The 20,479-nt window shown below is 69.4% G+C and carries 18 protein-coding genes; 13 read left to right on the top strand and 5 right to left on the bottom strand.

Translation table 11 applies throughout. The annotated features are described in order from the left end of the window. Positions 1–68 precede the first annotated feature (68 nt). The 4 genes from AC6CHY_RS07760 (at position 69) to AC6CHY_RS07745 (ending at position 7,060) form a co-directional block, all read left to right on the top strand. Positions 69–2,117: an APC family permease gene (locus AC6CHY_RS07760; RefSeq protein ID WP_498226399.1), complete on the top strand. Its 2,049-nt coding sequence runs from the start codon at positions 69–71 to the stop codon at positions 2,115–2,117. Then, positions 2,114–3,466, top strand: a complete 1,353-nt coding sequence (locus AC6CHY_RS07755) for a class I SAM-dependent RNA methyltransferase (protein ID WP_217389819.1) — start codon at positions 2,114–2,116, stop codon at positions 3,464–3,466. Before AC6CHY_RS07760 ends, AC6CHY_RS07755 begins: the two co-directional genes overlap by 4 nt. Before the next feature lie 180 nt (positions 3,467–3,646). Beyond that, entirely contained in the window at positions 3,647–6,352 is a 2,706-nt protein-coding gene (acnA, locus tag AC6CHY_RS07750; RefSeq protein WP_336245128.1) for an aconitate hydratase AcnA, read from the top strand. A 312-nt stretch (positions 6,353–6,664) separates the two neighbouring features. Further along, the gene (locus tag AC6CHY_RS07745) at positions 6,665–7,060 is read left to right on the top strand and encodes a hypothetical protein (protein ID WP_498226397.1); all 396 of its coding nucleotides are present in this window, start codon (positions 6,665–6,667) and stop codon (positions 7,058–7,060) included. A 131-nt stretch (positions 7,061–7,191) separates the two neighbouring features. On the opposite strand, the gene AC6CHY_RS07740 is transcribed toward AC6CHY_RS07745, so the two are convergent. After that, positions 7,192–7,620 (bottom strand): arsenate reductase/protein-tyrosine-phosphatase family protein, encoded by a 429-nt coding sequence (locus AC6CHY_RS07740; protein ID WP_498226395.1) that lies wholly within the window; start codon positions 7,618–7,620, stop codon positions 7,192–7,194. Positions 7,621–7,824: 204 nt separating this feature from the next. On the opposite strand from AC6CHY_RS07740, the gene dxs reads away from it, so the two are divergent. The 3 genes from dxs to AC6CHY_RS07725 are packed head-to-tail and all read left to right on the top strand — an operon-like array spanning position 7,825 to position 10,974. Then, positions 7,825–9,792: a 1-deoxy-D-xylulose-5-phosphate synthase gene (dxs, locus tag AC6CHY_RS07735; RefSeq protein ID WP_217389815.1), complete on the top strand. Its 1,968-nt coding sequence runs from the start codon at positions 7,825–7,827 to the stop codon at positions 9,790–9,792. After that, a complete protein-coding gene (locus tag AC6CHY_RS07730) occupies positions 9,789–10,388 on the top strand; it encodes a DUF402 domain-containing protein (protein WP_217389814.1) in 600 nt (199 codons plus the stop codon). Before dxs ends, AC6CHY_RS07730 begins: the two co-directional genes overlap by 4 nt. 13 nt (positions 10,389–10,401) lie before the next feature. Further along, positions 10,402–10,974, top strand: a complete 573-nt coding sequence (locus AC6CHY_RS07725; protein WP_217389813.1) for a hypothetical protein — start codon at positions 10,402–10,404, stop codon at positions 10,972–10,974. A 63-nt stretch (positions 10,975–11,037) separates the two neighbouring features. Here the strand turns inward: AC6CHY_RS07725 and AC6CHY_RS07720 are convergent, their stop codons facing one another. Then, entirely contained in the window at positions 11,038–11,715 is a 678-nt protein-coding gene (locus AC6CHY_RS07720; RefSeq protein WP_498226392.1) for a maleylpyruvate isomerase family mycothiol-dependent enzyme, read from the bottom strand. 144 nt (positions 11,716–11,859) lie between these two features. Further along, the gene (gene argG, locus AC6CHY_RS07715; RefSeq protein WP_217389811.1) at positions 11,860–13,287 is read right to left on the bottom strand and encodes an argininosuccinate synthase; all 1,428 of its coding nucleotides are present in this window, start codon (positions 13,285–13,287) and stop codon (positions 11,860–11,862) included. Positions 13,288–13,470: 183 nt separating this feature from the next. Between argG and AC6CHY_RS07710 the strand changes: the two genes are divergently transcribed. The 6 genes from AC6CHY_RS07710 to AC6CHY_RS07685 all read left to right on the top strand — a co-directional run bounded on the left by AC6CHY_RS07710 (position 13,471) and on the right by AC6CHY_RS07685 (position 19,380). Beyond that, on the top strand, positions 13,471–14,454 hold the full coding sequence (locus AC6CHY_RS07710; RefSeq protein ID WP_498226390.1) for an aldo/keto reductase: 984 nt from the start codon (positions 13,471–13,473) through the stop codon (positions 14,452–14,454). 3 nt (positions 14,455–14,457) lie between these two features. Next, entirely contained in the window at positions 14,458–15,522 is a 1,065-nt protein-coding gene (locus AC6CHY_RS07705; RefSeq protein ID WP_498226388.1) for a nucleoside hydrolase, read from the top strand. A gap of 129 nt (positions 15,523–15,651) precedes the next feature. Further along, positions 15,652–16,458 carry an ECF transporter S component gene (locus AC6CHY_RS07700; RefSeq protein ID WP_498226386.1) on the top strand — a complete coding sequence of 269 codons (807 nt, stop codon included), beginning with the start codon at positions 15,652–15,654 and terminating at the stop codon, positions 16,456–16,458. Between the two features lie 10 nt (positions 16,459–16,468). Then, complete coding sequence (locus AC6CHY_RS07695; RefSeq protein WP_498226384.1) at positions 16,469–17,227, top strand: CbiQ family ECF transporter T component; 759 nt, start codon at positions 16,469–16,471, stop codon at positions 17,225–17,227. Beyond that, a complete protein-coding gene (locus AC6CHY_RS07690; RefSeq protein WP_498226382.1) occupies positions 17,224–18,618 on the top strand; it encodes an ATP-binding cassette domain-containing protein in 1,395 nt (464 codons plus the stop codon). The genes AC6CHY_RS07695 and AC6CHY_RS07690 overlap by 4 nt, the downstream gene beginning before the upstream one ends. Before the next feature lie 99 nt (positions 18,619–18,717). Further along, on the top strand, positions 18,718–19,380 hold the full coding sequence (locus AC6CHY_RS07685) for a hypothetical protein (RefSeq protein ID WP_498226381.1): 663 nt from the start codon (positions 18,718–18,720) through the stop codon (positions 19,378–19,380). A 35-nt stretch (positions 19,381–19,415) separates the two neighbouring features. Here AC6CHY_RS07685 and AC6CHY_RS07680 read toward each other — a convergent pair whose 3' ends face one another. Further along, positions 19,416–19,895 carry a Rieske (2Fe-2S) protein gene (locus tag AC6CHY_RS07680; RefSeq protein WP_498226379.1) on the bottom strand — a complete coding sequence of 160 codons (480 nt, stop codon included), beginning with the start codon at positions 19,893–19,895 and terminating at the stop codon, positions 19,416–19,418. A 79-nt stretch (positions 19,896–19,974) separates the two neighbouring features. Next, positions 19,975–20,406, bottom strand: a complete 432-nt coding sequence (locus AC6CHY_RS07675) for a QcrA and Rieske domain-containing protein (RefSeq protein WP_498226377.1) — start codon at positions 20,404–20,406, stop codon at positions 19,975–19,977. Positions 20,407–20,479 lie beyond the last annotated feature (73 nt).

Genomic DNA, 20,479 nt, shown 5'->3' with positions numbered 1-20,479 from the left:
GATTCTTCACGTCGCCGCCGACGGTGTGGTGTATGACAGGTGCGGGCAAAGGGGGCTAGCTTTGGATCGTGCTTTCATTCCTCGACGCGTTGAAGCGGATTCTGGTGGGGCGCCCCTTCAGGACCGAGCGCCTGAAGCAGGCCCCGCTGCGCAAGCGCCTTGCGCTGCCGATTTTCTCCGCCTCCGCCCTCTCCTCCATCGCCTATGCGCCGGACGAGGTGATCCTCACCCTGGCGCTGGCAGGGCTGGGCGCCATGGCGTTCTCGCCCTCGGTGGGCCTGGCCGTCATGGTGGTGATGCTGGTCATCATCGCCTCCTACCGCCAGTCCGTGAAGGCCTACCCCTCCGGCGGCGGCGACTACGAGATCGCCTCGGTCAACCTGGGCCCGCGGGCCGGGACCACGGTGGCCGCGGCACTGCTGGTTGACTTCGTGCTCACCGTGGCGGTGTCGATTTCCTCGGCCTCGCACTACGTGGTTGCCGCGTTCCCCGCGATGGCCGGGAGCCAGGCATGGATTGCCACGGCCGGGGTGGTGGTCCTGACGGTGCTGAACCTGCGCGGGCGAGGCAGGTCCAAGATCGGCAACGCCGCGCCGGTCTACCTGTTCATCGGCGTGGTCCTGGTGATGTTGGCCGCCGGCGGGATCCTTGCCGCCACCGGTACCCTGGGCAGCGCACCCAGCGCAGGCTTCGAGGTCGTTCCCGATCCCGACTACCCGCACGGGCTCACCGGCCTGGCCGGGGTGCTGCTGGTGCTGCGCGCCTTCTCCACCGGATCCGCCGCGCTAACCGGCGTCGAGGTCCCGATCTCCAACGTCCACACCCTCGCCGCGCCCAAGGCCCGCAACGCGGCGACGGTGCTGTTGCTGCTGGGCCTTTTTGCCGGCGCACTGACCCTGGGCACCATGTACCTGGCGCGGGCCGCCCGGGTCCACGTCGTCGAGGACCCCGCCACCGGCCTGCGCCTGGACGGCGGGCCGATCCCGGCCGACTACATCCAGCACCCGGTCCTCGGGCAGCTGGCCGAGGCGATCTTCGGTCCCGGTTCGCTGGGCCTGTACCTGGTGCTGGCGCTGACCGTCGCGGTGCTGCTGATGGCCTCGCACACGTCCTTCAATTCCTTCCCCAACCTCGCCTCCCACCTGGCCACCGACGGCTACCTGCCGCGGCAGCTGCGCACCCGCGGGGACCGGCTGGGGTTCTCCAACGGCATCCTGGCCCTGTCCATTGCCGCCATCGTGCTGATCTGGGTGTTCGATGCCCACGTGCCGACCCTGATCCAGCTCTACGTGGTGGGCGTCTTCGTGTCCTTCACGCTCAGCCAGCTGGGCATGATCCGGCACTGGGGCAGGGAGCTGGCCCAGACCCCGGGCAAGCGCGTGCGCGCCCGGATCCACCGCTCGCGGCTGCTGAACCTGGCGGGCTTCGCACTCACCGCCGCGGTGCTGGTCATCGTGCTGGGCACGCGGCTGGTCCACGGCGCCTGGCTTGCGGTGCTGGGCATCGCGGTGCTGTTCCTCATGATGGACTCGCTGCACCGGCACTACGTGCAGGTCGATGAGGAACTTGCCATCGGCGGGGACGACTCCGCCACCGCCTTGCCGGCCCGCGTCCACGCGCTGGTGCTGGTCTCCACGCTGCGCAAGCCGGTGCTGCGCGCCGTGGCCTTCGCCCGCGCCGCGCGCCCCTCGAAGCTGGATGCCATCGTGGTGGACGCGGACTCGGAACGCACCGAGGCGACGCTGAGGCAATGGGAGGCCCTGGGCATCCCGGTGCCGATCACGGTGCTGGCCTCGCCCTACCGCGAGATCTCCGCGCCCCTGATCGAGCACATCCGCTCGATCAAGCGCGATTCGCCGCGCGACCTGATCGTCGTCTACATCCCCGAATACGTGGTGGGCCGCTGGTGGGAGCAGCTGGTGCACAACCAGACCGCCATGCGCATCAAGAACCGCCTGCACTACGAGCCCGGGGTCGTGGTGGCCTCGGTGCCCTGGCGCCTGGCCTCCTCCGACGTCTCGACCTTCCTGGGACCCACCGAAGAGGGCTCGGCCGGCCCCAAGACCAAGACACCTCCGGCATCACCCCCGATTTCCAAGCTGAAAGACAAGCCATGAGCCCCGCAGAACACATCCTGAAGGTGCGCCTCGACGCACCGGCCCACGGCGGCCACACCGTCGCCCGACACGAGGGCCGCGTGATCTTCGTGCGCCACGGCATCCCGGGCGAGCTGGTGTCCGTCGCCGTGCGCGACGACGGCGAGAAGGCCCGCTTCTGGCGCGGCGACGTCGTCGAGGTCCACGAGGCCTCCGAACACCGGGTGCCGCACTTCTGGACCCAGGCCGACTCCCTGCACGCCGCCGCACGCGGTGCGCTGCCGGTGGGCGGCGCCGAGTTCGGGCACATCTCCCTGGAGGCTCAGCGCGACATCAAGGGCCAGATCTTCGTTGAGCAGCTGGCACGCCTGGGCGGCATCAACGCGGCCGAACACGGCTTCACCTCGGTGCGGGCCCCCGAAGGCGAGAGCGCGGACGCGCTGGGCTGGCGCACCCGCACGGCGTTCGCCGTCGATGCCAAGGGCCGCCTGGCCATGAGCCCCTTCCGCTCCAACGACCTGGTACCGGTCAAGGAAATGCCGCTGGCGCACCCGAAGATCAACGAGCTCAAGCTCTGGGAGCTGCCTCTGGTGGGCATCAGCCGCGTCGAGGTTGCCGTCGGCTCGGGGGAGGACTCCGGCGTGCTGGTGCTCTTCGTCGAGGACGGCACCGTCGCCGGGGCCGCCGGGCGTGCGGCCAAGCGCCTGCCGGAAGGGGTTTCCGCGGCCTCCGTCACACAGGTCGGCGGCTCGGTGGCCGACGGCCGCGGCGCGCTGCAGCGCCTGCGCGGGCGCACCTGGCTTTCGGAGGCCGTGGCCGGACACGACTACCGGATCACCGGCGAGGGCTTCTGGCAGATCCACCGCCTGGCCCCGGTCACCCTGGTCGAGCGCGTGATGAGCCAGTTGGCGCCGGGCTACGGGACGCGCATCGCCGACCTCTACGCCGGGGCAGGTCTCTTCAGCGCCCCCCTGGCCAAGGCGGTGGGCGATGACGGCATGCTGCTGTCCATCGAGGGCGCCCCCGGAACCAGCAAGGACGCGGTCAAGAACCTGCGCGAATTCCCGCAGGCGATCATTTCCCAGGGGCGGGTCGAGAAGACCTTGTCGCGGGAATTGAATACGCGCAAGGCCAAGCTGGATTCGATTGTGCTTGATCCGCCGCGCACCGGTGCAGGCAAGACCGCCGTTTCCGCGATGGTGCGCTCGGGCGCTAAGAAGATCTCCTACGTTTCCTGCGATCCTGCATCATTTGCCCGTGACACGGCCGATCTCATGGCCTCGGGGTTCCGCTTGGAAGAGGTCGATGTCATCGACCTTTATCCGCACACGCACCACATGGAAACCGTGGGACTCTTTGTCCGCCACTAGGCGATGATGTGACTCCGTCCGGCTCGAAAATGTCGGGTTGGCGGGGTTGTAGGGGCGGCGGGGGATAGACTGTCTATAGCTCTGCCGCAATAAACCACAGGTAAACTCAGTTAGGATCGCCTAACTGGATTTCCTTGTGGGCGTGCAACGAAGATGAAGAATCCGGCGAGAGGAGTCCCCGTGAGCAATGTGGACAGTTTTGGTGCCAAGGGCGTATTGGACGTCAAGGGCAACGAATATGAAATTTACCGGCTGAACGCCGTCGAAGGTGCGCAAAGCCTTCCGTACAGCCTCAAGGTTCTGTTGGAGAACCTGCTTCGCACCGAAGACGGTGCGAACATCACCGCGGACCACGTCAAGGCCCTGGGCCAGTGGGATCCCGCATCCGAACCCAACACCGAAATCCAGTTCACCCCGGCACGCGTCTTGATGCAGGACTTCACCGGTGTTCCGTGCATCGTTGACCTCGCCACGATGCGCGAGGCCGTCAAGGACCTGGGTGGCGACCCCACCCGCGTGAACCCGTTGGCACCTGCCGAAATGGTCATCGACCACTCCGTGCAGATCGACGCATTCGGCAACGCCGGTGCGCTCGAGCGCAACATGGAGATCGAGTACCAGCGCAACGGCGAGCGTTACCAGTTCCTGCGCTGGGGCCAGACCGCGTTTGACGACTTCAAGGTCGTCCCGCCGGGCACCGGCATCGTGCACCAGGTGAACATCGAGTTCCTGGCCCGCACCGTGATGACCCGCGAGGTCGGCGGCGTGCTGCGTGCCTACCCGGACACCTGCGTCGGCACCGACTCGCACACCACCATGGTCAACGGCATGGGCGTGCTGGGCTGGGGCGTGGGCGGCATCGAGGCCGAGGCAGCAATGCTCGGCCAGCCGGTTTCCATGCTGATCCCGCGCGTGGTGGGCTTCAAGCTCTCCGGCGCGATCGCCGCCGGCGCCACCGCCACCGACGTTGTGCTGACCATCACCGAGATGCTGCGCAAGCACGGAGTTGTGGGCAAGTTCGTGGAGTTCTACGGACAGGGCGTTGCCGAGGTTCCGCTGGCAAACCGCGCGACCATCGGCAACATGTCCCCGGAATTCGGTTCCACTGCGGCCATGTTCCCGATTGACGATGTCACCCTGGACTACCTGCGCCTGACTGGCCGCTCCCAGGAGAACGTGGACCTCGTCGAGGCCTACGCCAAGGAGCAGGGCCTGTGGCACGACCCGAGCCGCGAGATCCGCTTCTCCGAGTTCCTCGAGTTGGACCTGTCCACCGTGGTTCCCTCCATCGCCGGCCCGAAGCGTCCCCAGGACCGCATCGAGCTCTCCAGCGCGAAGGAGCAGTTCCGCAAGGACATCCACAACTACGCCGCAGGCGCAGCCGACGAGCTGAACATTGGTCGCCCGTCGACCAGCGTTGAGGTCACCAAGGCCGACGGAACGTCCTTCTCGATCGACCACGGCCTGGTTTCCATCGCCTCGATCACCTCCTGCACCAACACGTCCAACCCCTCGGTCATGCTTGCCGCAGCACTGCTGGCACGCAAGGCAGTGGAAAAGGGCCTCGTGGCCAAGCCGTGGGTCAAGACCTCGGTCGCCCCGGGCTCGAAGGTCGTCACCGAGTACTACGAGAAGTCCGGCCTCATGCCGTACCTGGAGAAGCTCGGCTTCTTCATCGTGGGCTACGGCTGCGCAACCTGCATCGGCAACTCCGGCCCGTTGGACGCTGAGATCTCCGAGGCCATCCAGGCCCACGACCTCTCCGCCACCGCGGTGCTCTCGGGCAACCGCAACTTCGAAGGACGCATCAACCCGGACGTGAAGATGAACTACCTGGCGTCCCCGCCATTGGTCATCGCCTACGCCCTGGCCGGCACCATGGACTTCGACTTCGAGAACGATTCCCTGGGCACCGACGAGGCCGGCAACGAGGTGTTCCTCAAGGACATCTGGCCGACCCCGACCGAGGTCCAGGCGACCATCGATTCCTCCATCGACGAGGGCATGTTCGCCCGCGGCTACGAGGGCGTCTTTGACGGCGACGACCGCTGGAAGGCGCTCGACACCCCGGCAGGCAACACCTTCGAGTGGGCCGAGGATTCGACCTACGTCCGCAAGCCCCCATACTTCGAGGGCATGCAGGCAACCCCGGCTCCTGTCGAGGACATTTCCGGTGCGCGCGTACTGCTGAAGCTGGGCGATTCGGTCACCACCGACCACATCTCCCCGGCGGGTTCCTTCAAGTCCGATTCCCCGGCCGGCCAGTACCTGCTGGCCAACGGCGTGGACCGCAAGGACTTCAACTCCTACGGCTCGCGCCGTGGCAACCACGAGGTCATGATCCGCGGCACGTTCGCGAACATCCGCATCCGCAACCAGATCCTGGACAACGTCGAGGGCGGCTTCACTCGCGACTTCACCCAGGAAGGTGCTCCGCAGGCCTACGTCTACGACGCTGCGCAGAACTACAAGGAAGCCGGCACCCCGCTGGTCGTCCTGGGCGGCAAGGAATACGGTTCCGGCTCCTCGCGTGACTGGGCTGCCAAGGGCACCGCGCTGCTGGGCGTCAAGGCCGTCATCACCGAGTCGTTCGAGCGCATCCACCGCTCGAACCTGATCGGCATGGGCGTTCTCCCGCTGCAGTTCCCGGCCGGCGAAAACGCCGAGACCCTGGGCCTGACCGGCACCGAGACCTTCTCCGTCGAGGGAGTGACCGAACTCAACAACGGCACCACCCCCAAGACCCTGAAGGTCACCGCCGTGGCGGAAGACGGCAAGAGCGTCTCCTTCGATGCCGTCCTGCGCATCGACACCCCGGGCGAGGCAGACTACTACCGCAACGGTGGCATCCTGCAATACGTCCTGCGTCAGATCTCCGCCAACTAATCGGTTAGCGCCAGATCCACGCTCGCAAGGGCGGGCCGTACCGGAGAAATCCGGAACGGCCCGCCCTTGCGGTCTTTAACCCGGCCTTGGCGCCCTTGGCTTCTTCAACGTCCAGGGAATCGCGGGAAACAAGAGTTCGCCTCGGGGCAGCGCGATGGGCGGCGGCATATCCATGGCGGCCGTTCCTGTTTTGGGCTTTACTGGTCCCACACCCATTGCTGCAATTGGAACGAGGTCGAAAATCATGGATTCAGGCCAGCTGGTGTGGACCATCGTCATCATCGTTCTCGTCTTGGCAGTCCCCTTGGACTCGTGTTTTTCCTTGGCCAGCGGCGGAAGAAGGAGAAGGACCACGAGCGGGCGGAAACCCTCCGCGAGTCGGCGGCAGACGACGAGCTCAATGCCCGGGAGAGCGAGGCCAAGGCCGCCCGGGCGGCCGCAGACGCCAAACAGGCCCAGGTTGACGCGGATCGCCTGCAGGCAGAGGCGCGCAACCAGACCGCGGACGCCCAGTCGGCACGCGCCAGCGCCCATGAACAGGCCACCAGGGCCCAATCGCTTGACCCGGATGCCGAACCCGGGGACGGCCGGGATCTCGACGGCTCCGTCGCACCACGGGACCCGGCCGACGATCCCCGCCAGCCAAGGAGGGCGGACGGAACCGGCGGTGGAAGGGTGGACCGGGACGACGGCGCCGCCGGGCACTGACCTGTGCCATCACCAAGGCCACCGTGGCGTGTTCCCGGCGTTCGTTGGCCCGGGGGAGAGCGGGGGGGCGGCCTCATTCGTGGATGCCCGGCCCGCGACGGCTTCGAAGTGCGGCTCCGGGACAATGGCGACTAAACGGTTGCGGTCCCGAGCTCATCGTTCAACGCCGCCACCCGAGCGGCAATGTCATCCCGCAGGAATTCCATGCGCTCCCGTTCGGTGGCCGGGCCAGCGGGGGCCTCGGCGGGAACCCAGCGCTCCATGGCGACGCCCTCGAGCCCGGGAACCTTCGCCCCGCCGACGATGATGACCCGGTCCGCGGCGCGCAGCGCCTCCTCGGTCAACGCGGTGGGGACCTCGGCACGCATGTCGGCGCCGACTTCCTCAACCACCGAGGCTGCAAGCTCGTTGATGCGGTGGGCCGGAATGAGCCCGGCGGATTCCACCGCCACCGCATCGCCCGCCGCCTGGCGCAGCAGCGCCGCGGCCAGCTGGGACTTGCCTCCATTGGTGTTGCAGACAAAGAGAACCGAGGGGGTCCGGGGGTGCGAAGTGCTCATGGCGCTGGGGATCCTTGGTCGCGGTAGGGGGTGCTGAAGGACGTGGTTTGCCCACAACATGATCCTACGCAAGGGCGGCCCCGCCGGGCCAACACCCGCGGGGGGTGGGGCGGGACATTGTGGCGTGCACCGCCATGGTGCCCGGCGGCAAGGGACGAGCGGTAAGATTGAACGGGTATTTGCCACTGCGAAAGGAATGCCTCCGTGCCACTGCTCCCGACCATCAAGGAACCGCGGGACCTGCGTGGCCTGGACGCGGCTAAAATGCACCAGCTGGCCAAGGAAATCCGCTCCTTCCTGATCAAGAACGTGGCCCGCACCGGGGGCCACCTGGGCCCCAACCTCGGCGTGGTCGAGCTGACCCTGGGCATCCACCGGGTCTTTGATTCACCCACCGACTCCATCATCTTCGACACCGGGCACCAGTCCTACGTGCACAAGCTGCTGACCGGACGCCAGGACTTCTCCACGCTGCGCCAGGCCGGCGGGCTCTCCGGCTATCCCGAACGTGCCGAGTCCGTGCACGACATCGTCGAGTCCTCCCACGCCTCCTCCTCGCTGTCTTGGGCCGACGGGATCTCCCGCGCCCGCAAGCTCACCGGGGAAGCCGACCGCTACGTTGTGGCCCTGGTCGGCGACGGCGCCCTGACCGGCGGCATGGCCTGGGAGGCAGTGAACAACATCGCCGCCGACAAGGACCGCCGCGTGGTCATCGTGGTCAATGACAACGGCCGCTCCTACGCCCCGACCATCGGCGGCCTCGCCGACCAACTGGCCGGGCTGCGCCAGCGCCTGGACATGTTCCGCACGCACCCGGCCTACGAAAACACCATGGACAGGCTGAAGAACCGCCTGAAGGACTCCGGCCCCGTGGGCCAGTTCACCTACAAGTCCCTGCATGCCACCAAGAAGGGCATCAAGGACTGGTGGGCACCCCAGGGCCTCTTCGAGGACCTGGGCATGAAATACATCGGCCCCATCGACGGGCACAACCAGGCCGCCGTCGATCAGGCGCTGCAGCAGGCCCGCAACTTCGGCGGACCGGTCATCGTGCACGCACTGACCGAAAAGGGCCGCGGCTACGCCCCGGCCCGCGCCGACGAGGCCGACCAGTTCCACGCCGTCGGGGTCATCGACCCGCAGACCGGCGAACCAGTCTCCAAGGCCTCGGCGCGTTCCTGGACCTCGGTCTTCGGCGAGGAGATCGCCGACATCGCCGATGAGCGCCCGGACATCGTGGCGATCACCGGCGCGATGCTGCAGCCGGTGGGCCTGAAGACCATGTCCGAGCGGCACCCCGAACGCGTGCTGGACGTGGGAATCGCCGAACAGCATGCCATGACCTCGGCCGCGGGCCTTGCCTTCGGCGGCCTGCACCCCGTGGTCTGCGTCTACGCGACCTTCCTGAACCGGGCGTTCGACCAGCTGCTCATGGACGTCGCCCTGCACAAGGCCGGCGTCACCGTCGTGCTTGACCGTGCCGGGGTCACCGGGCCGGACGGGCCCAGCCACCACGGCATGTGGGACATGGCCCTGATGCAGATCGTGCCCAACCTGAACCTCGCAGCCCCCCGCGACGCGGTGCGGCTGCGCGAGGAATTGCGCGAGGCGGTGGCCATTTCCGACGCACCCTCGGTCGTGCGCTTCTCCAAGGGCAATGTCGGTGCGGAGATCGTGGCGATCCAGCGCCTGCACGACGGGGTGGACGTGCTGGCCAAGCTCGGCTCCGGCGAGGAACGCGACGTGCTCATCGTCTCGGTGGGTGCCATGAGCGAACTCTGCCTGGACGTCGCCGCGCGCCTGAACGCCCAGGGCATCACCGTCACGGTGGTCGACCCGCGCTGGGTGCTGCCGGTGCCGCGCTCCATCATCGGCCTGGCCGCCCGCCACCGCATCGTGGTCTGCGTCGAGGACGGGGTCCGCGCCGGCGGCGTGGGTTCGCGCATCCGCCAGGAAATGCGGGCCGCCGGAGTCGACACCGCCCTGAACGAGGTGGGCCTGCCCACCGAGTTCCTCGCCCACGGAACCCGCGACCAGGTCATGGAGCGGGTGGGGCTGACCGCCGACCGGATCGCGAACGACACCCTGGCCCAGGTGCTGGGCACCAAGGTCCCCTTCGCCCGTCCGCTGCCGGGGGCCGAGATGCCCACCGGACAGATCCCGCAGCTGTGAGCGCCGCAGCGCCCGTGCCCGCGAACCTGCCCCGGGACCCGGCCGGGGCCGTCCCCGGGGACCTGGTGGTGGTGCGCGCCTGGAAATACAACGGGACCCCGCACTGGGTGGTTCCCGGGCGCTACCTCGGCGCGGATGCCCATGGCCACTGGATCTACCAGCCCGCCGGCTCCCTGGTCTCGCGCCCGGGCCACGGGCACTGGGCCGACACCGACGCGGTGTGCCTGGTTCCGCGCGCCGGGCAGTGGCTGGGCACCTTCTACGACGACCCCGCCGAGGACTTCCGCGTGTACCTGGACCTGTCCACCCAGATCGGCTGGCGGGAACTTTCCCGCGGCGGGTGGGAAGCGAACTCCGTGGACATGGACCTCGATGTCATAGATTCGCGCTCACGCGGGATCTTCCTTGACGACGAGGACGAATTCGCGGAGCACGCCGCCCTCATGGACTATCCGCGGGAACTCGTGGAGTCCATCGGCGACGAGGCCAGGGCGCTGCTTAGTTCCCTCAGTGAGTCGCGCGCCCCCTACGACGGCACCGCGACCGGCTGGCTGGTCCGCGGCCGCACCGCATTTTCAGACGCATCATCCCGCTAAGGAGCACCACCGCATGTCAATAGTCCGCACCTACCGCCGCGACGAAGACGGAACCATGTACTTCCGCGAGGCCTGGTTCTCCACCTACGAGGGCGAGGAGCTCGGCCAGTTCGTCGTGAACCACGGCACCGTGGGGCACCAGTCCAAGACCGAGACCGCCAAGGACGTCACCGCGGCGACGGCCGAGGGACTGCTGGCGGCGTTCACCGAGGCCTGCCAGGAGGACGGCTTCGTGCCGCTGGCCGAGGAAGACCAGGGGTGGGTCATCGTGCAGTACGCGCTGAAGACCGCCACCGGCACCGACAGGGACAAGTACCTGGAAACCACCGCGAAGGAAGCACTCGTCGGCCACCTGGCCTGGCGCGGCCTGGGCACCGTGGAGTCCTCCGACTACGCCCCGCACAAGCTGAACATCCGCATCCTCTCCCCGGAGCCCAAGAAGGCAGTTGCTGCCATCAAGACGTGCCTGCGCGAGGCCAAGCTGGACTTCACCAAGCTGTCGATTGCGACCGCGCCGTTCGAGGACGTCGAGAAGGCCAGGCAGGCCTACCCGCTGCCGGCCAAGGCGCCGTTCACCCTGGCCTAGCAACCCCGACCCGATGCCCGGCAGCGAGGAATCGTTGCCGGGCATCGTGCTGCCCGGGGCTCCTCAGGCCCTGCGATCCTGCGTCCCGGTGCCTGGCGGCGGGAGGCAGCGGGCGCGCAGGGCCTGGACGCCGGGGCCCGTGAGCTCGTCGCAATAGGCGCCGCGTCCGGCCATGGCCATCACCAGCGCCATGGTGGTGCCGGCTACCAGGGGGCCGTCGCCGATCGCGAACGGGCCGTCGGTGGCCTCGAGGCGCAATCCTGCGGCGTTGGTCTTGCTGGGGACGGTGAAGTCGCCCTTGGCCAGGAAGCCGGCAACGGCCGTTGCTGCCTCGATTCCTACTCGTTGCGCGATCCCCAACGGACGGCGGATGTCCTGGGAGTGGATGATGACCTCGCCCAGCCAGGCCTCGTCCGGACCGAAGGTCGCGGTGGTGCTGGTGATGATTTCCTTGAAGCCCTCGAGCGTCTGGGCCGGGGTGGCGCCGAGGTGTTCGGCCAGCCGCCTGTCGTTGTGCAGGCCGAAGTCGAACCGGGCACCCAGGACGCTGCCGAACCAACGAGCCGGTCCGATGCTTGCCGCGGCGGTGAGGTGGGCCAGGGTTTCCCTGACGCTCCAGCGGCCGCACAGCGAGGGTGTGGCCCATTGGGAGTCCTCGAGCGTGGCGAGGTCCTCGGCAAGGACGGCGCGCTCAACGTGTGCAGCGTTCCAGAGTTGGCGGCGTGCGGCGTTCCTGGTCAAGGATTCTCCGATCTCGGCGTATGGACCGGAGTCTAGCAAGCCGTGGCCGGGGGATGAAAAAGCGGGCGGGGTCCCTCGCCGATTAGTCCCGGCAAAAGGATCCCGCCCGCCATGGCCGCCTCAACAGGCCGCCGGTGTTGCTACTTAGTCGGTGCCCGAATCGAAGGCGGCGCGCTCCAGGGCGCGGTCGCCTGCGAGCTCGTCGGCGTCAACAGCCTCGGCGTCGACGATCGCCGAGGCTCCGCCGGCCTCCAGCTCGCCGACCAGCTTCACGGTCTTCTCGCCCAGCAGGCCCTGGTTCGCGTACTGCTCCAGGCGCGAGCGGGAATCGGCGATGTCCAGGTTGCGCATGGTCAGCTGGCCGATGCGGTCCAGCGGGCCGAAGGCGGAGTCGCCCACGCGCTCCATGGACAGCTTGTCCGGGTGGTAGCTGAGGTTCGGGCCCACGGTGTCGAGCACGGTGTAGTCGTCGCCGCGGCGCAGGCGCACGGTGACGGTGCCGGTGACGGCGGAGCCGACCCAGCGCTGCAGGGACTCGCGCAGCATCAGTGCCTGCGGGTCCAGCCAGCGGCCCTCGTACATCAGGCGGCCCAGGCGGCGGCCCTCTGCGTGGTAGTTGGCCACGGTGTCTTCGTTGTGGATGGCGTTGAGCAGGCGCTCGTAGGTGATGTGCAGCAACGCCATGGCCGGGGCCTCGTAGATGCCGCGGGACTTTGCCTCGATGATGCGGTTCTCGATCTGGTCGCTCATGCCCAGGCCGTGGCGGCCACCGATCTTGTTGGCTTCGTCAACCAGGGCAACGGCGTCGGTGAAGACCACGCCGTTGATGGCGACCGGCCGGCCGGCCTCGAAGGTCACCGAAACGTCTTCGGTCTTGACCTCGACCGACTCGTCCCAGTAGCGCACGCCCATGATCGGCTCAACCGACTCCAGGGAGGTGTTCAGCAGTTCGAGGGTCTTGGCCTCGTGGGTTGCGCCCCAGATGTTGGCGTCGGTGGAGTAGGCCTTCTCGGCCGAGTCGCGGTACGGGAAGTCGCGCTCGACGAGCCATTCGCTCATTTCCGAGCGGCCGCCGAGTTCCTGGACGAAGGCCGGGTCGAGCCACGGCTTGTAGATGCGCAGCTTCGGGTTGGAGAGCAGTCCGTAGCGGTAGAACCGCTCGATGTCGTTGCCCTTGTAGGTCGAACCGTCGCCCCACACGTCCACGCCGTCTTCGCGCATGGCACGCACCAGCAGGGTGCCGGTCACGGCGCGGCCCAGCGGGGTGGTGTTGAAGTAGGCCTTGCCGCCGGAGCGGATGTGGAAGGCGCCGCAGGCCAGGGCCACGAGGCCCTCTTCGACCAGGGCCGGCTTGCAGTCGACCAGACGGGCCGCCTCGGCGCCGTATTCCAGGGCGCGGCCCGGGACTGCATCAATATTCGGTTCATCGTACTGGCCAAGGTCGCCGGTGTACGTGTAAGGGATCGCACCCTTTTCACGCATCCAGGCAACGGCGACGGAAGTATCAAGGCCACCGGAGAACGCGATACCTACGCGTTCGCCAACGGGCAGGGAGGTGAGGACTTTAGACATGCTCCCCATCCTATAGCGTGCAAGGGAGTTTCCGCGGAACAATGACAAGACTGCAGGGCGACATGCAACGGCCCGAAAAGCAGGCCATACTTGAGTTTTCCGGGGGCCGTGGTCACGGGCCCGTGCCGGTGGCGCCTGCGCGGGTGGCACCGTATGCATAATTATTTGAAGGGATGAATCCTTATGAGCACTGTGGAGTATCGCCGTTTGGGCAATTCCGGGCTGGTGGTTTCGGCCGTCGGGCTCGGCTGCAACAACCTGGGCCGTGCCGGCACCGCAACCGAGCACCAAGCCGGAACCGACGCCGTGATCGACGCCGCCCTTGAGTCCGGAATCACATTCTTCGACGTGGCCGACACCTACGGCAGGGAGCCCGGGCTCTCGGAAACCATGCTCGGCAAGGCGCTGGGCAAGCGCCGCGACGAGGTCGTGATCGGCACGAAGTTCGGCATGGACATGGGTGGGGCCAACGGCAACGACTTCGGTGCCCGCGGCTCGCGCCGCTACATCGTCCGCGCCGTGGAGGCCTCGCTGCGGCGCCTGGGCACCGAGTACATCGACCTGTACCAATTCCACACCCCTGACCCGCTGACCCCCATCGCCGAGACCCTCGCGGCCCTCGATGACCTGGTCCGCTCCGGCAAGGTGCGCTACAGCGGGCACTCGAACCGCGCCGGATGGCAGATCGCGGAGGCCGAGTTCACCGCCCGCGCCGCCGGCGGGGCGCGCTTCATCTCCACGCAGAACCACTACAACCTGCTGGACCGCCGCGCCGAGCTCGAGGTCGCGCCCGCGGCCGAGGCCTATTCGCTGGGCCTGCTGCCGTACTTCCCGCTGGCCAACGGACTGCTCACCGGCAAGTACTCCGGCGGCACGGCCCCCGAGGGCTCCCGGCTGACGCATGCCCGGAGGCACCTGATGGACACCGTGGACTTCGGGCAGCTGCGCGACTTCGGCGCGTTCGCCGCCGCCCGCGGGCTGACCGAACTTCAGGTCGCCTTCTCCTGGCTCGCCTCCCGGCCCTCGGTCGCCAGCGTCATCGCCGGGGCCACCCGCCCCGAACAGGTGCGGCAAAACGCCGACTCCGCCGGCTGGAAGCCGGGCGCCGGGGACCTGGCCGAGCTGGAGGCGATCTTCCCCGCCGTGCCCAAGATCGCGCTCTTCTAGGCCATGGCATTCCCGCGCACCCGGATCCTGGTCGACAACGACACCGGGATCGACGACGCCCTCGCCCTGGCCTACCTGGCCGCCTGCCCGCACGTTGAAATCGTGGCGGTCACCTCCACGCCCGGAAACGTCGACGCCGACCGGGTCGCCGCGAACAACCGGGCGCTGCTGGCGCTGTGCGGGCAGCCCCAGGTGCCGGTGCTCATCGGTGCACGCGAACCCCTGGCGGTCCCGCTGGTCACCACCCCGGAAACCCACGGCCCGCAGGGCGTCGGCCATGCCACGCTGCCGGACCCCGGCCCCGCGCGCACGGACCGGGATGGCGCCGTCGAGTACTGGATCGAGGCAGCGCGGGCCGCCCCCGGGGAACTGACCGCGCTGCTGAGCGCCCCGCTGACCAACTTTGCGCTCGCCCTGCGCCGCGAACCCAGGCTGCCGTGGCTGCTGGGCCGGGTGGTGATCATGGGCGGGGCCTTCTACCACCAGGGCAACACCACCCCGACCGCGGAGTGGAACACGCACGTCGACCCGCATGCCGCCGCCGAGGTCTACGCCGCCTACACCGCTGCAGCCGCCGCCGGGCTGGAGGCAGAGAGGCTGCCGGTCGTGTGCTCGCTGGACAGCACCGAGCGGTTCGAGATGCGCCCGGGCCTGCTCACCGACCTGGCCGCCGCCGCCGGCTGCGCCGAACCCGAGATCGTGCTGCCCGGGGACCCGGAAGGCAAGCGCAGCACGTCCCCGAACCCGCTGGTGCGCTACCTCTCCGATGCCCTGCGTTTCTACTTCGAGTTCCACCGCGCCTACGACCAGGGCTACATTGCCCACGTGCACGACTACTTTGCGGCCGGGATCGCCGCCGGCACCCTGGAGTACCGCAGCGCCCCTGCCACCGTGGACGTCGAAACCGACTCCCCGCTGCTCATCGGAACCACCGTGGCGGACTTCCGCTCGCTCTGGGGCAAGCCGGCCAACGCGCACGTCGTGTCCTGGAACGACCCGGAAGCCGGGTTCGCCGAGCTCGTCGCGCGGCTCGGTGCCCTGGCCAGGCGGATCGATACGGCCTCCTGAGCGAAGCGGCCGCCGACCGCGTCGGCTAGAATCGTTCTCCGGGCCGAGGTGACATTAGGCCCTGTTCCCGCTTCCCGGCGCCACCGGCATCCCCGGCGGCGCCCACCCGCACCCGAGGAATGACCCCCCATGTCACCGAACCTGACCCTGCCCGAGAACGCCACCGGGCACCCGCTGCGCCGCCGGCTGATGGCCGCCGCCGGAGTGCTCCTGCTGATGGGCACCTACACCGCCCTGGTTCTGGCCCAGCCGGCCGGCCTCATCGACGGCCTCGGCCAGGGCGTCGCCCTGGCCACCTTCGCCGCCTACCTGGCCGCCGCGATCCTGCTGCTGGCAGCCGTGCTGCCCGAGCTTCCCGTCGCCACCCTCACGCTGATCCCCGTGGCCCTGGCGCTGAACATCGTGCTGGGCCAGTTCGTCGGCTCCGTGATGATCCCGCTCTACCTGGACTCGCTGGGCACCGTGCTCGTCGGCTTCCTGGCCGGACGCCGGGCAGGCGCCGCCACCGGCGTGCTCGGCACGCTCATCTGGTCGCTGTTCAACCCGACGGTGCTGCCCTTCGCCGCGGGTGCGGCACTGGTCGGCTTCCTGGCCGGAACCGCCGCCCGCTTCGGCGCGCTGCGCCGCCCCTATCTGGCCCCGGTCGCCGGACTTGTCGCCGGCGTGCTGGTCGGCGTGCTCTCCGCACCCGTCGCCGCGTTCGTCTTCGGCGGGACCTCCGGGGTCGGCACCGGCGCCCTGGTCGCCGCGTTCCGCTCGATGGGCGACTCGCTGCTGGGCGCCGTCACCAAGCAGGCGCTGATCTCGGATCCCGGGGACAAGGCCATCGTCTTCCTGCTCGCCGCGCTGCTCATCTACGCGCTGCCCGGGCGGCTGACCGCCGGATTCGCGTTCGTCCGCCGCTACCGGGTGCTTGGCCGCCGCGGCTCCCGCTAGGAACGTGCCCGTGCCCCGCACCGCGCCGCTGCATCCCTTCACCGTGCTCGCCCTCGCGGCGGCGGTCGTGGCCACCACCACGGCGGCCGGCCGCTGGTGGCTGAGCTGCACGGTGCTGCTGGGCTGCCTGCTGCTGGCCGTGTGGGCGCGCCGCGCACGCAGGCTGGCGGGGCTGGCCGCTGCCATCCTGGCACCCGCCTGGGGATCCCAGCTGCTCATCCACGGGATGGTCGACACCGCCGGCAGCCAGGTGCTGGCGGCCGCGGGCCCGCTGCGGATCACCGCCGAGGGACTGCGGCTTGCCGCGGAACTGGGGCTGCGCACCGCCGTGCTGGTGGTCGCCGGGCTGCTGTGCACGCTGTTGATCGACCGGCACGACCTCGTCGCCGCCGTCGACCTTTCCGGCGCCCCGCCGCAACTGGGCTACCTGGTGGCGGCCACGCTGTCCCTGCTGCCCCGGCTGGCGCAGCGGCAGCGGGCCATCGGGGAGGCGCAGGCGCTGCGCGGGGCCGCCGCGGGAGCCGGACCGCTGGGCTGGTGGCGGCGCGTGAGGCTGCGCTCGGTGCCGCTGGTCCTCTCGGCCCTGCAGGACGCCGCGGACCGCTCCACCCACCTGGCCGCGCGCGGCTTCCCGGCCGCCGGGCCGCACACCCGCTTGCGCAGCGTGCCGGACTCGGCAGGACAGCGCCGGCTGCGCCGCATTGCCCTGGCCTGCATCGTCCTGGGCCCGCTGGCGGTCCTGGCCCCGGCCTGGATGGAGCTGGCATGAGCGCGGGCCGGGACACGGTCCTGCGGCTGGCCCTGGAACGCTTCAGCTATTCCGGGGCCGAAGGCGACACGCTGCGCGACATCGACCTGTCCCTTGAGCCCGGATCGCTGACGGTGATCGCGGGGGACTCCGGATCGGGTAAGTCCACGCTCGGCGCCGTGCTGGCCGGGATGCTGCCGCGGCACGGGGGCGACGGGCTGGAGGCGACGCTGCACCTGGCCGGGCAGGAGATCCGCCACACCGCCGGTGCCGGGCCGCGCATCGATCCGGTGGGGTGGGCCCGCCAGGTCGGGATGCTGCCCCAGGACGCCCGGCACTACCTCTCCGGGGTGCGCGAAACCGTGGAGGAGGAACTGGCCCTCGGCCTCGAGAACGCAGGGGTGCCGCGCGCGCGGATGCGGGAGCGGATCGCCGCGCTCGCGGACCGGCTGGGGCTGCACGCCTTGCTGCCCCGCGATCCGGGGAAGCTCTCCGGCGGGCAGGAGCGCCTCGTGGCGCTGGCAGCGCTCGCCCTGGACGCCCCGCCGGTGCTGGTCCTGGACGAGCCGCTGGCGGGGCTCGACGCCGCGGCGGCGGCCCGCGTCTCGGCACTGGTCGGCCGGCTGCGCTCCGCAGGCACCGCGCTGGTGTTGCTCACCCGCTCCCGGGACCGGCTCGCGGCCGGCGCCGACCGGGTGCTGTTCCTGCGCGGGGGAAGCTGCCACGAGGCGGACACCGCCGTGGCGCCCCGCACAGCAACCGCGGCGCACCGCCGGCCGCTGTCCCATGCGTCCCTCCTGCTTGAATTTGCCGGCGTCGACCTCGGCTACGCCGCTTCGGCCGACCCCGTTGTGGCCGGCCTGGACCTGCGGCTGCTGGCCGGTGAGTGTGTCGCGCTCACCGGGCCGAACGGGTCGGGGAAGACCACCGTGCTCAAGGCCGCCGCCGGCCTGCTGCGCCCCGGCGCCGGAGAAATCGTGCATCGAACGAACCCCGGCGGGTCAGTGGGGATGCTGCTGCAGAATCCCGCCGACCAGCTCTTCGAGCGGACCGTCCACCGCGAGGTCGCCTTCGGCCTGCCTCGGCGCGGCCCGGCGGCGGCCCGCGTCCCGGCGGTGCTGGATGCGCTGGGGCTGGCCGCGGCGGCGGACACCCACCCCTACGAGTTGCCCGCCTCCGCCCGCCGCCTCGTGGCCCTGGCCACGGTGTTGGTGCGCGAGCCGATGGTGCTGTTGCTCGACGAACCGACCGAGGCGCTGGACGCGCACGGGGTGGAGCGGCTGTACATGGCGCTGGGGGCCGTGCTGGAGCGCGGCGGGGCCGTGCTGCTCGCCAGCCACGACGAGGCGTTCATGGCCGCCGCCGCGCACCGCGTGCACCGGCTGGGAGCGCCAGGGGGCATCCGGGCCTAGGCCCTCCTGTTGCGGCGGGACGGATCCCCGGGCGGCGAATCCGCCCTCCGGGCCGGTATTGTGGGATTTCTTGGGGGCCAACGAGCCACGGGAGAAAACATGCCAAAGGATTTTGAGCGGTGGGATGTGCTGGTTCGCGACCGGCAGCGGATCGGGGTCCTCTACCGGAAGCTGGAATCGAATGTCTTGCTGACCCGCGTCCTGGTGGAGGACGATGTCGAACCCTACCGGGCCGAGTCGCGGGTGCGACTGGACCCGGCCGCCAATAGCTGGGAACTGAGCTGGTTCCGGGACCGGAGCATGGACCAGGCCCGGCTCATGCGCCGGGAACCACAGGGTTCACCCGTGGACTCCATGCCGAGCTTTGCCGACATCCTCATGGTGATGCGCGCCATCGAGGACCCGGAAAACCAGATGGTGTACTGGCGCCTGAACGAGGCGGGCCAGGAAGCGCTGGATCCCGGGGTCCATCCTCCCGCGGAACCCAATGCGCACATCCGGCGGGTCGGCCCGCCCGAGGAGCTTTCCATCCCGCTGGGCACCACCCTCACCGCCCGGCGCTTTGAGGCCTGGGCCGATGGGTTGTTGGTTGCCACCCACTGGGTCAACGCGGACAACGAGTTGGTGTGCACCCGCTGGGGCGCGAGCCTCACCGCGTTCGGGGTGCCCGGGGACCCCAGCGACGCCGGCTGGCTCTCGCTGTCGGGGCTCGATGACTCGACCGTCGACTTCATGACCCACGGATTTGGCGACGGGCGATAGCCGCCCTGCCGTCGAGGGGCCGGGCAAGGCGGGACCTAGATAAAGAGCAGGACCTGCTCGCCCTTGATCTGCGCGGCGAAGCGTTCCAGCGCGCCGCGTGCGGGTCCCGCAACGGCCTTGCCGTCCTCGGGCTGGAAGTAGGAGCCATGGCAGGAGCAGTAGAAGGCCTCGCCCTCGGGCGCCTTCGCGCCCACGGCGCACCCCTGGTGGGTGCAAATCGCGGTGTAGGCCAGCACGGTATGGCGGTTGGGACGGAAAAGCAGAAAGCCCGACTCCTGGCCGGCTTCCTCGCCCCGGGTGCGCACGGCGGAGACCGCCAGCCGGGTGCCAACGGCCAATTCCGCGGTGGTCGCCACGACGGTGCCGGCCCCGACGGGCTCGGGCGGGGCTGAGGGCACGTTGTTCGGCGCCGCGGAGGAACCGTCGCCGCAGGCGGCCAGGGCCAGGGTGGCGCCGGCGGCCACGGTGGTGCCGACGAAGGCCCGGCGCGTGCCGGGGGAGGAAAGTGGATTCATGCACCCCATCATTCCATGCACGCGCACGGGGAGGGCCGAGGCGGGGTGCGATGTCACTTACACCCGCGGCGGTGGCAGATCAGAGGTAGATCTTGACCTTGTCACCCTCGATGGCCGCGGCGAATCTCGCCAGCGACTTCTTGGCCGGCCCCTGGGCGACCGAGCCGTCGGACTTGGAGAACTGGGAGCCGTGGCAGGGGCACTCGAAGACCTCGCCGCTGCCGGTGCCGACCTTGCAGCCCTGGTGCGTGCACACCGAGGTGTAGGCCAGGACGGTTGACTCGTCGGGGCGGTAGAGCAGGTAGCCGCGCCCGTCGACGGTGACGGAGGCGGTGCCCTGCACCGGCAGCTTCGCCGCGTCGATCGCGTCGGTGGCCGTGCCGGTGGATTCGGGGAGGTCCTGGGCCTTGTCGCCGGAGCCGCATGACACCAAGGTCACCGCCGCGCCGGCAACCAGCGAGGCCTCAATGACACTGCGGCGGGTGGGCAGCAGAGTGATCTTTTGTTTCATACCCAAAGTGTCGCGCAGAATCGATCGGAGGTCGATGGATGGGCCGCAGGAATCTTCCTCCGGCGGCCCATCC

The sequence above is a fragment of the Paeniglutamicibacter sp. GQ140 genome, assembly GCF_059759235.1.
This window is presented reverse-complemented; position numbering and strand designations above follow the sequence as displayed.

What these genes read in the sequence shown, in the direction of transcription:
- AC6CHY_RS07755 (WP_217389819.1), top strand. Translation starts at nt 2,114, where the DNA reads ATGAGCCCCGCAGAACACATCCTGAAGGTGCGCCTCGACGCACCGGCC.
- AC6CHY_RS07740 (WP_498226395.1), bottom strand. Translation starts at nt 7,620, where the DNA reads ATGAGCACTTCGCACCCCCGGACCCCCTCGGTTCTCTTTGTCTGCAAC.
- AC6CHY_RS07725 (WP_217389813.1), top strand. Translation starts at nt 10,402, where the DNA reads ATGTCAATAGTCCGCACCTACCGCCGCGACGAAGACGGAACCATGTAC.
- argG (WP_217389811.1), bottom strand. Translation starts at nt 13,287, where the DNA reads ATGTCTAAAGTCCTCACCTCCCTGCCCGTTGGCGAACGCGTAGGTATC.
- AC6CHY_RS07710 (WP_498226390.1), top strand. Translation starts at nt 13,471, where the DNA reads ATGAGCACTGTGGAGTATCGCCGTTTGGGCAATTCCGGGCTGGTGGTT.
- AC6CHY_RS07705 (WP_498226388.1), top strand. Translation starts at nt 14,458, where the DNA reads ATGGCATTCCCGCGCACCCGGATCCTGGTCGACAACGACACCGGGATC.
- AC6CHY_RS07700 (WP_498226386.1), top strand. Translation starts at nt 15,652, where the DNA reads ATGTCACCGAACCTGACCCTGCCCGAGAACGCCACCGGGCACCCGCTG.
- AC6CHY_RS07690 (WP_498226382.1), top strand. Translation starts at nt 17,224, where the DNA reads ATGAGCGCGGGCCGGGACACGGTCCTGCGGCTGGCCCTGGAACGCTTC.
- AC6CHY_RS07685 (WP_498226381.1), top strand. Translation starts at nt 18,718, where the DNA reads ATGCCAAAGGATTTTGAGCGGTGGGATGTGCTGGTTCGCGACCGGCAG.
- AC6CHY_RS07680 (WP_498226379.1), bottom strand. Translation starts at nt 19,895, where the DNA reads ATGAATCCACTTTCCTCCCCCGGCACGCGCCGGGCCTTCGTCGGCACC.
- AC6CHY_RS07675 (WP_498226377.1), bottom strand. Translation starts at nt 20,406, where the DNA reads ATGAAACAAAAGATCACTCTGCTGCCCACCCGCCGCAGTGTCATTGAG.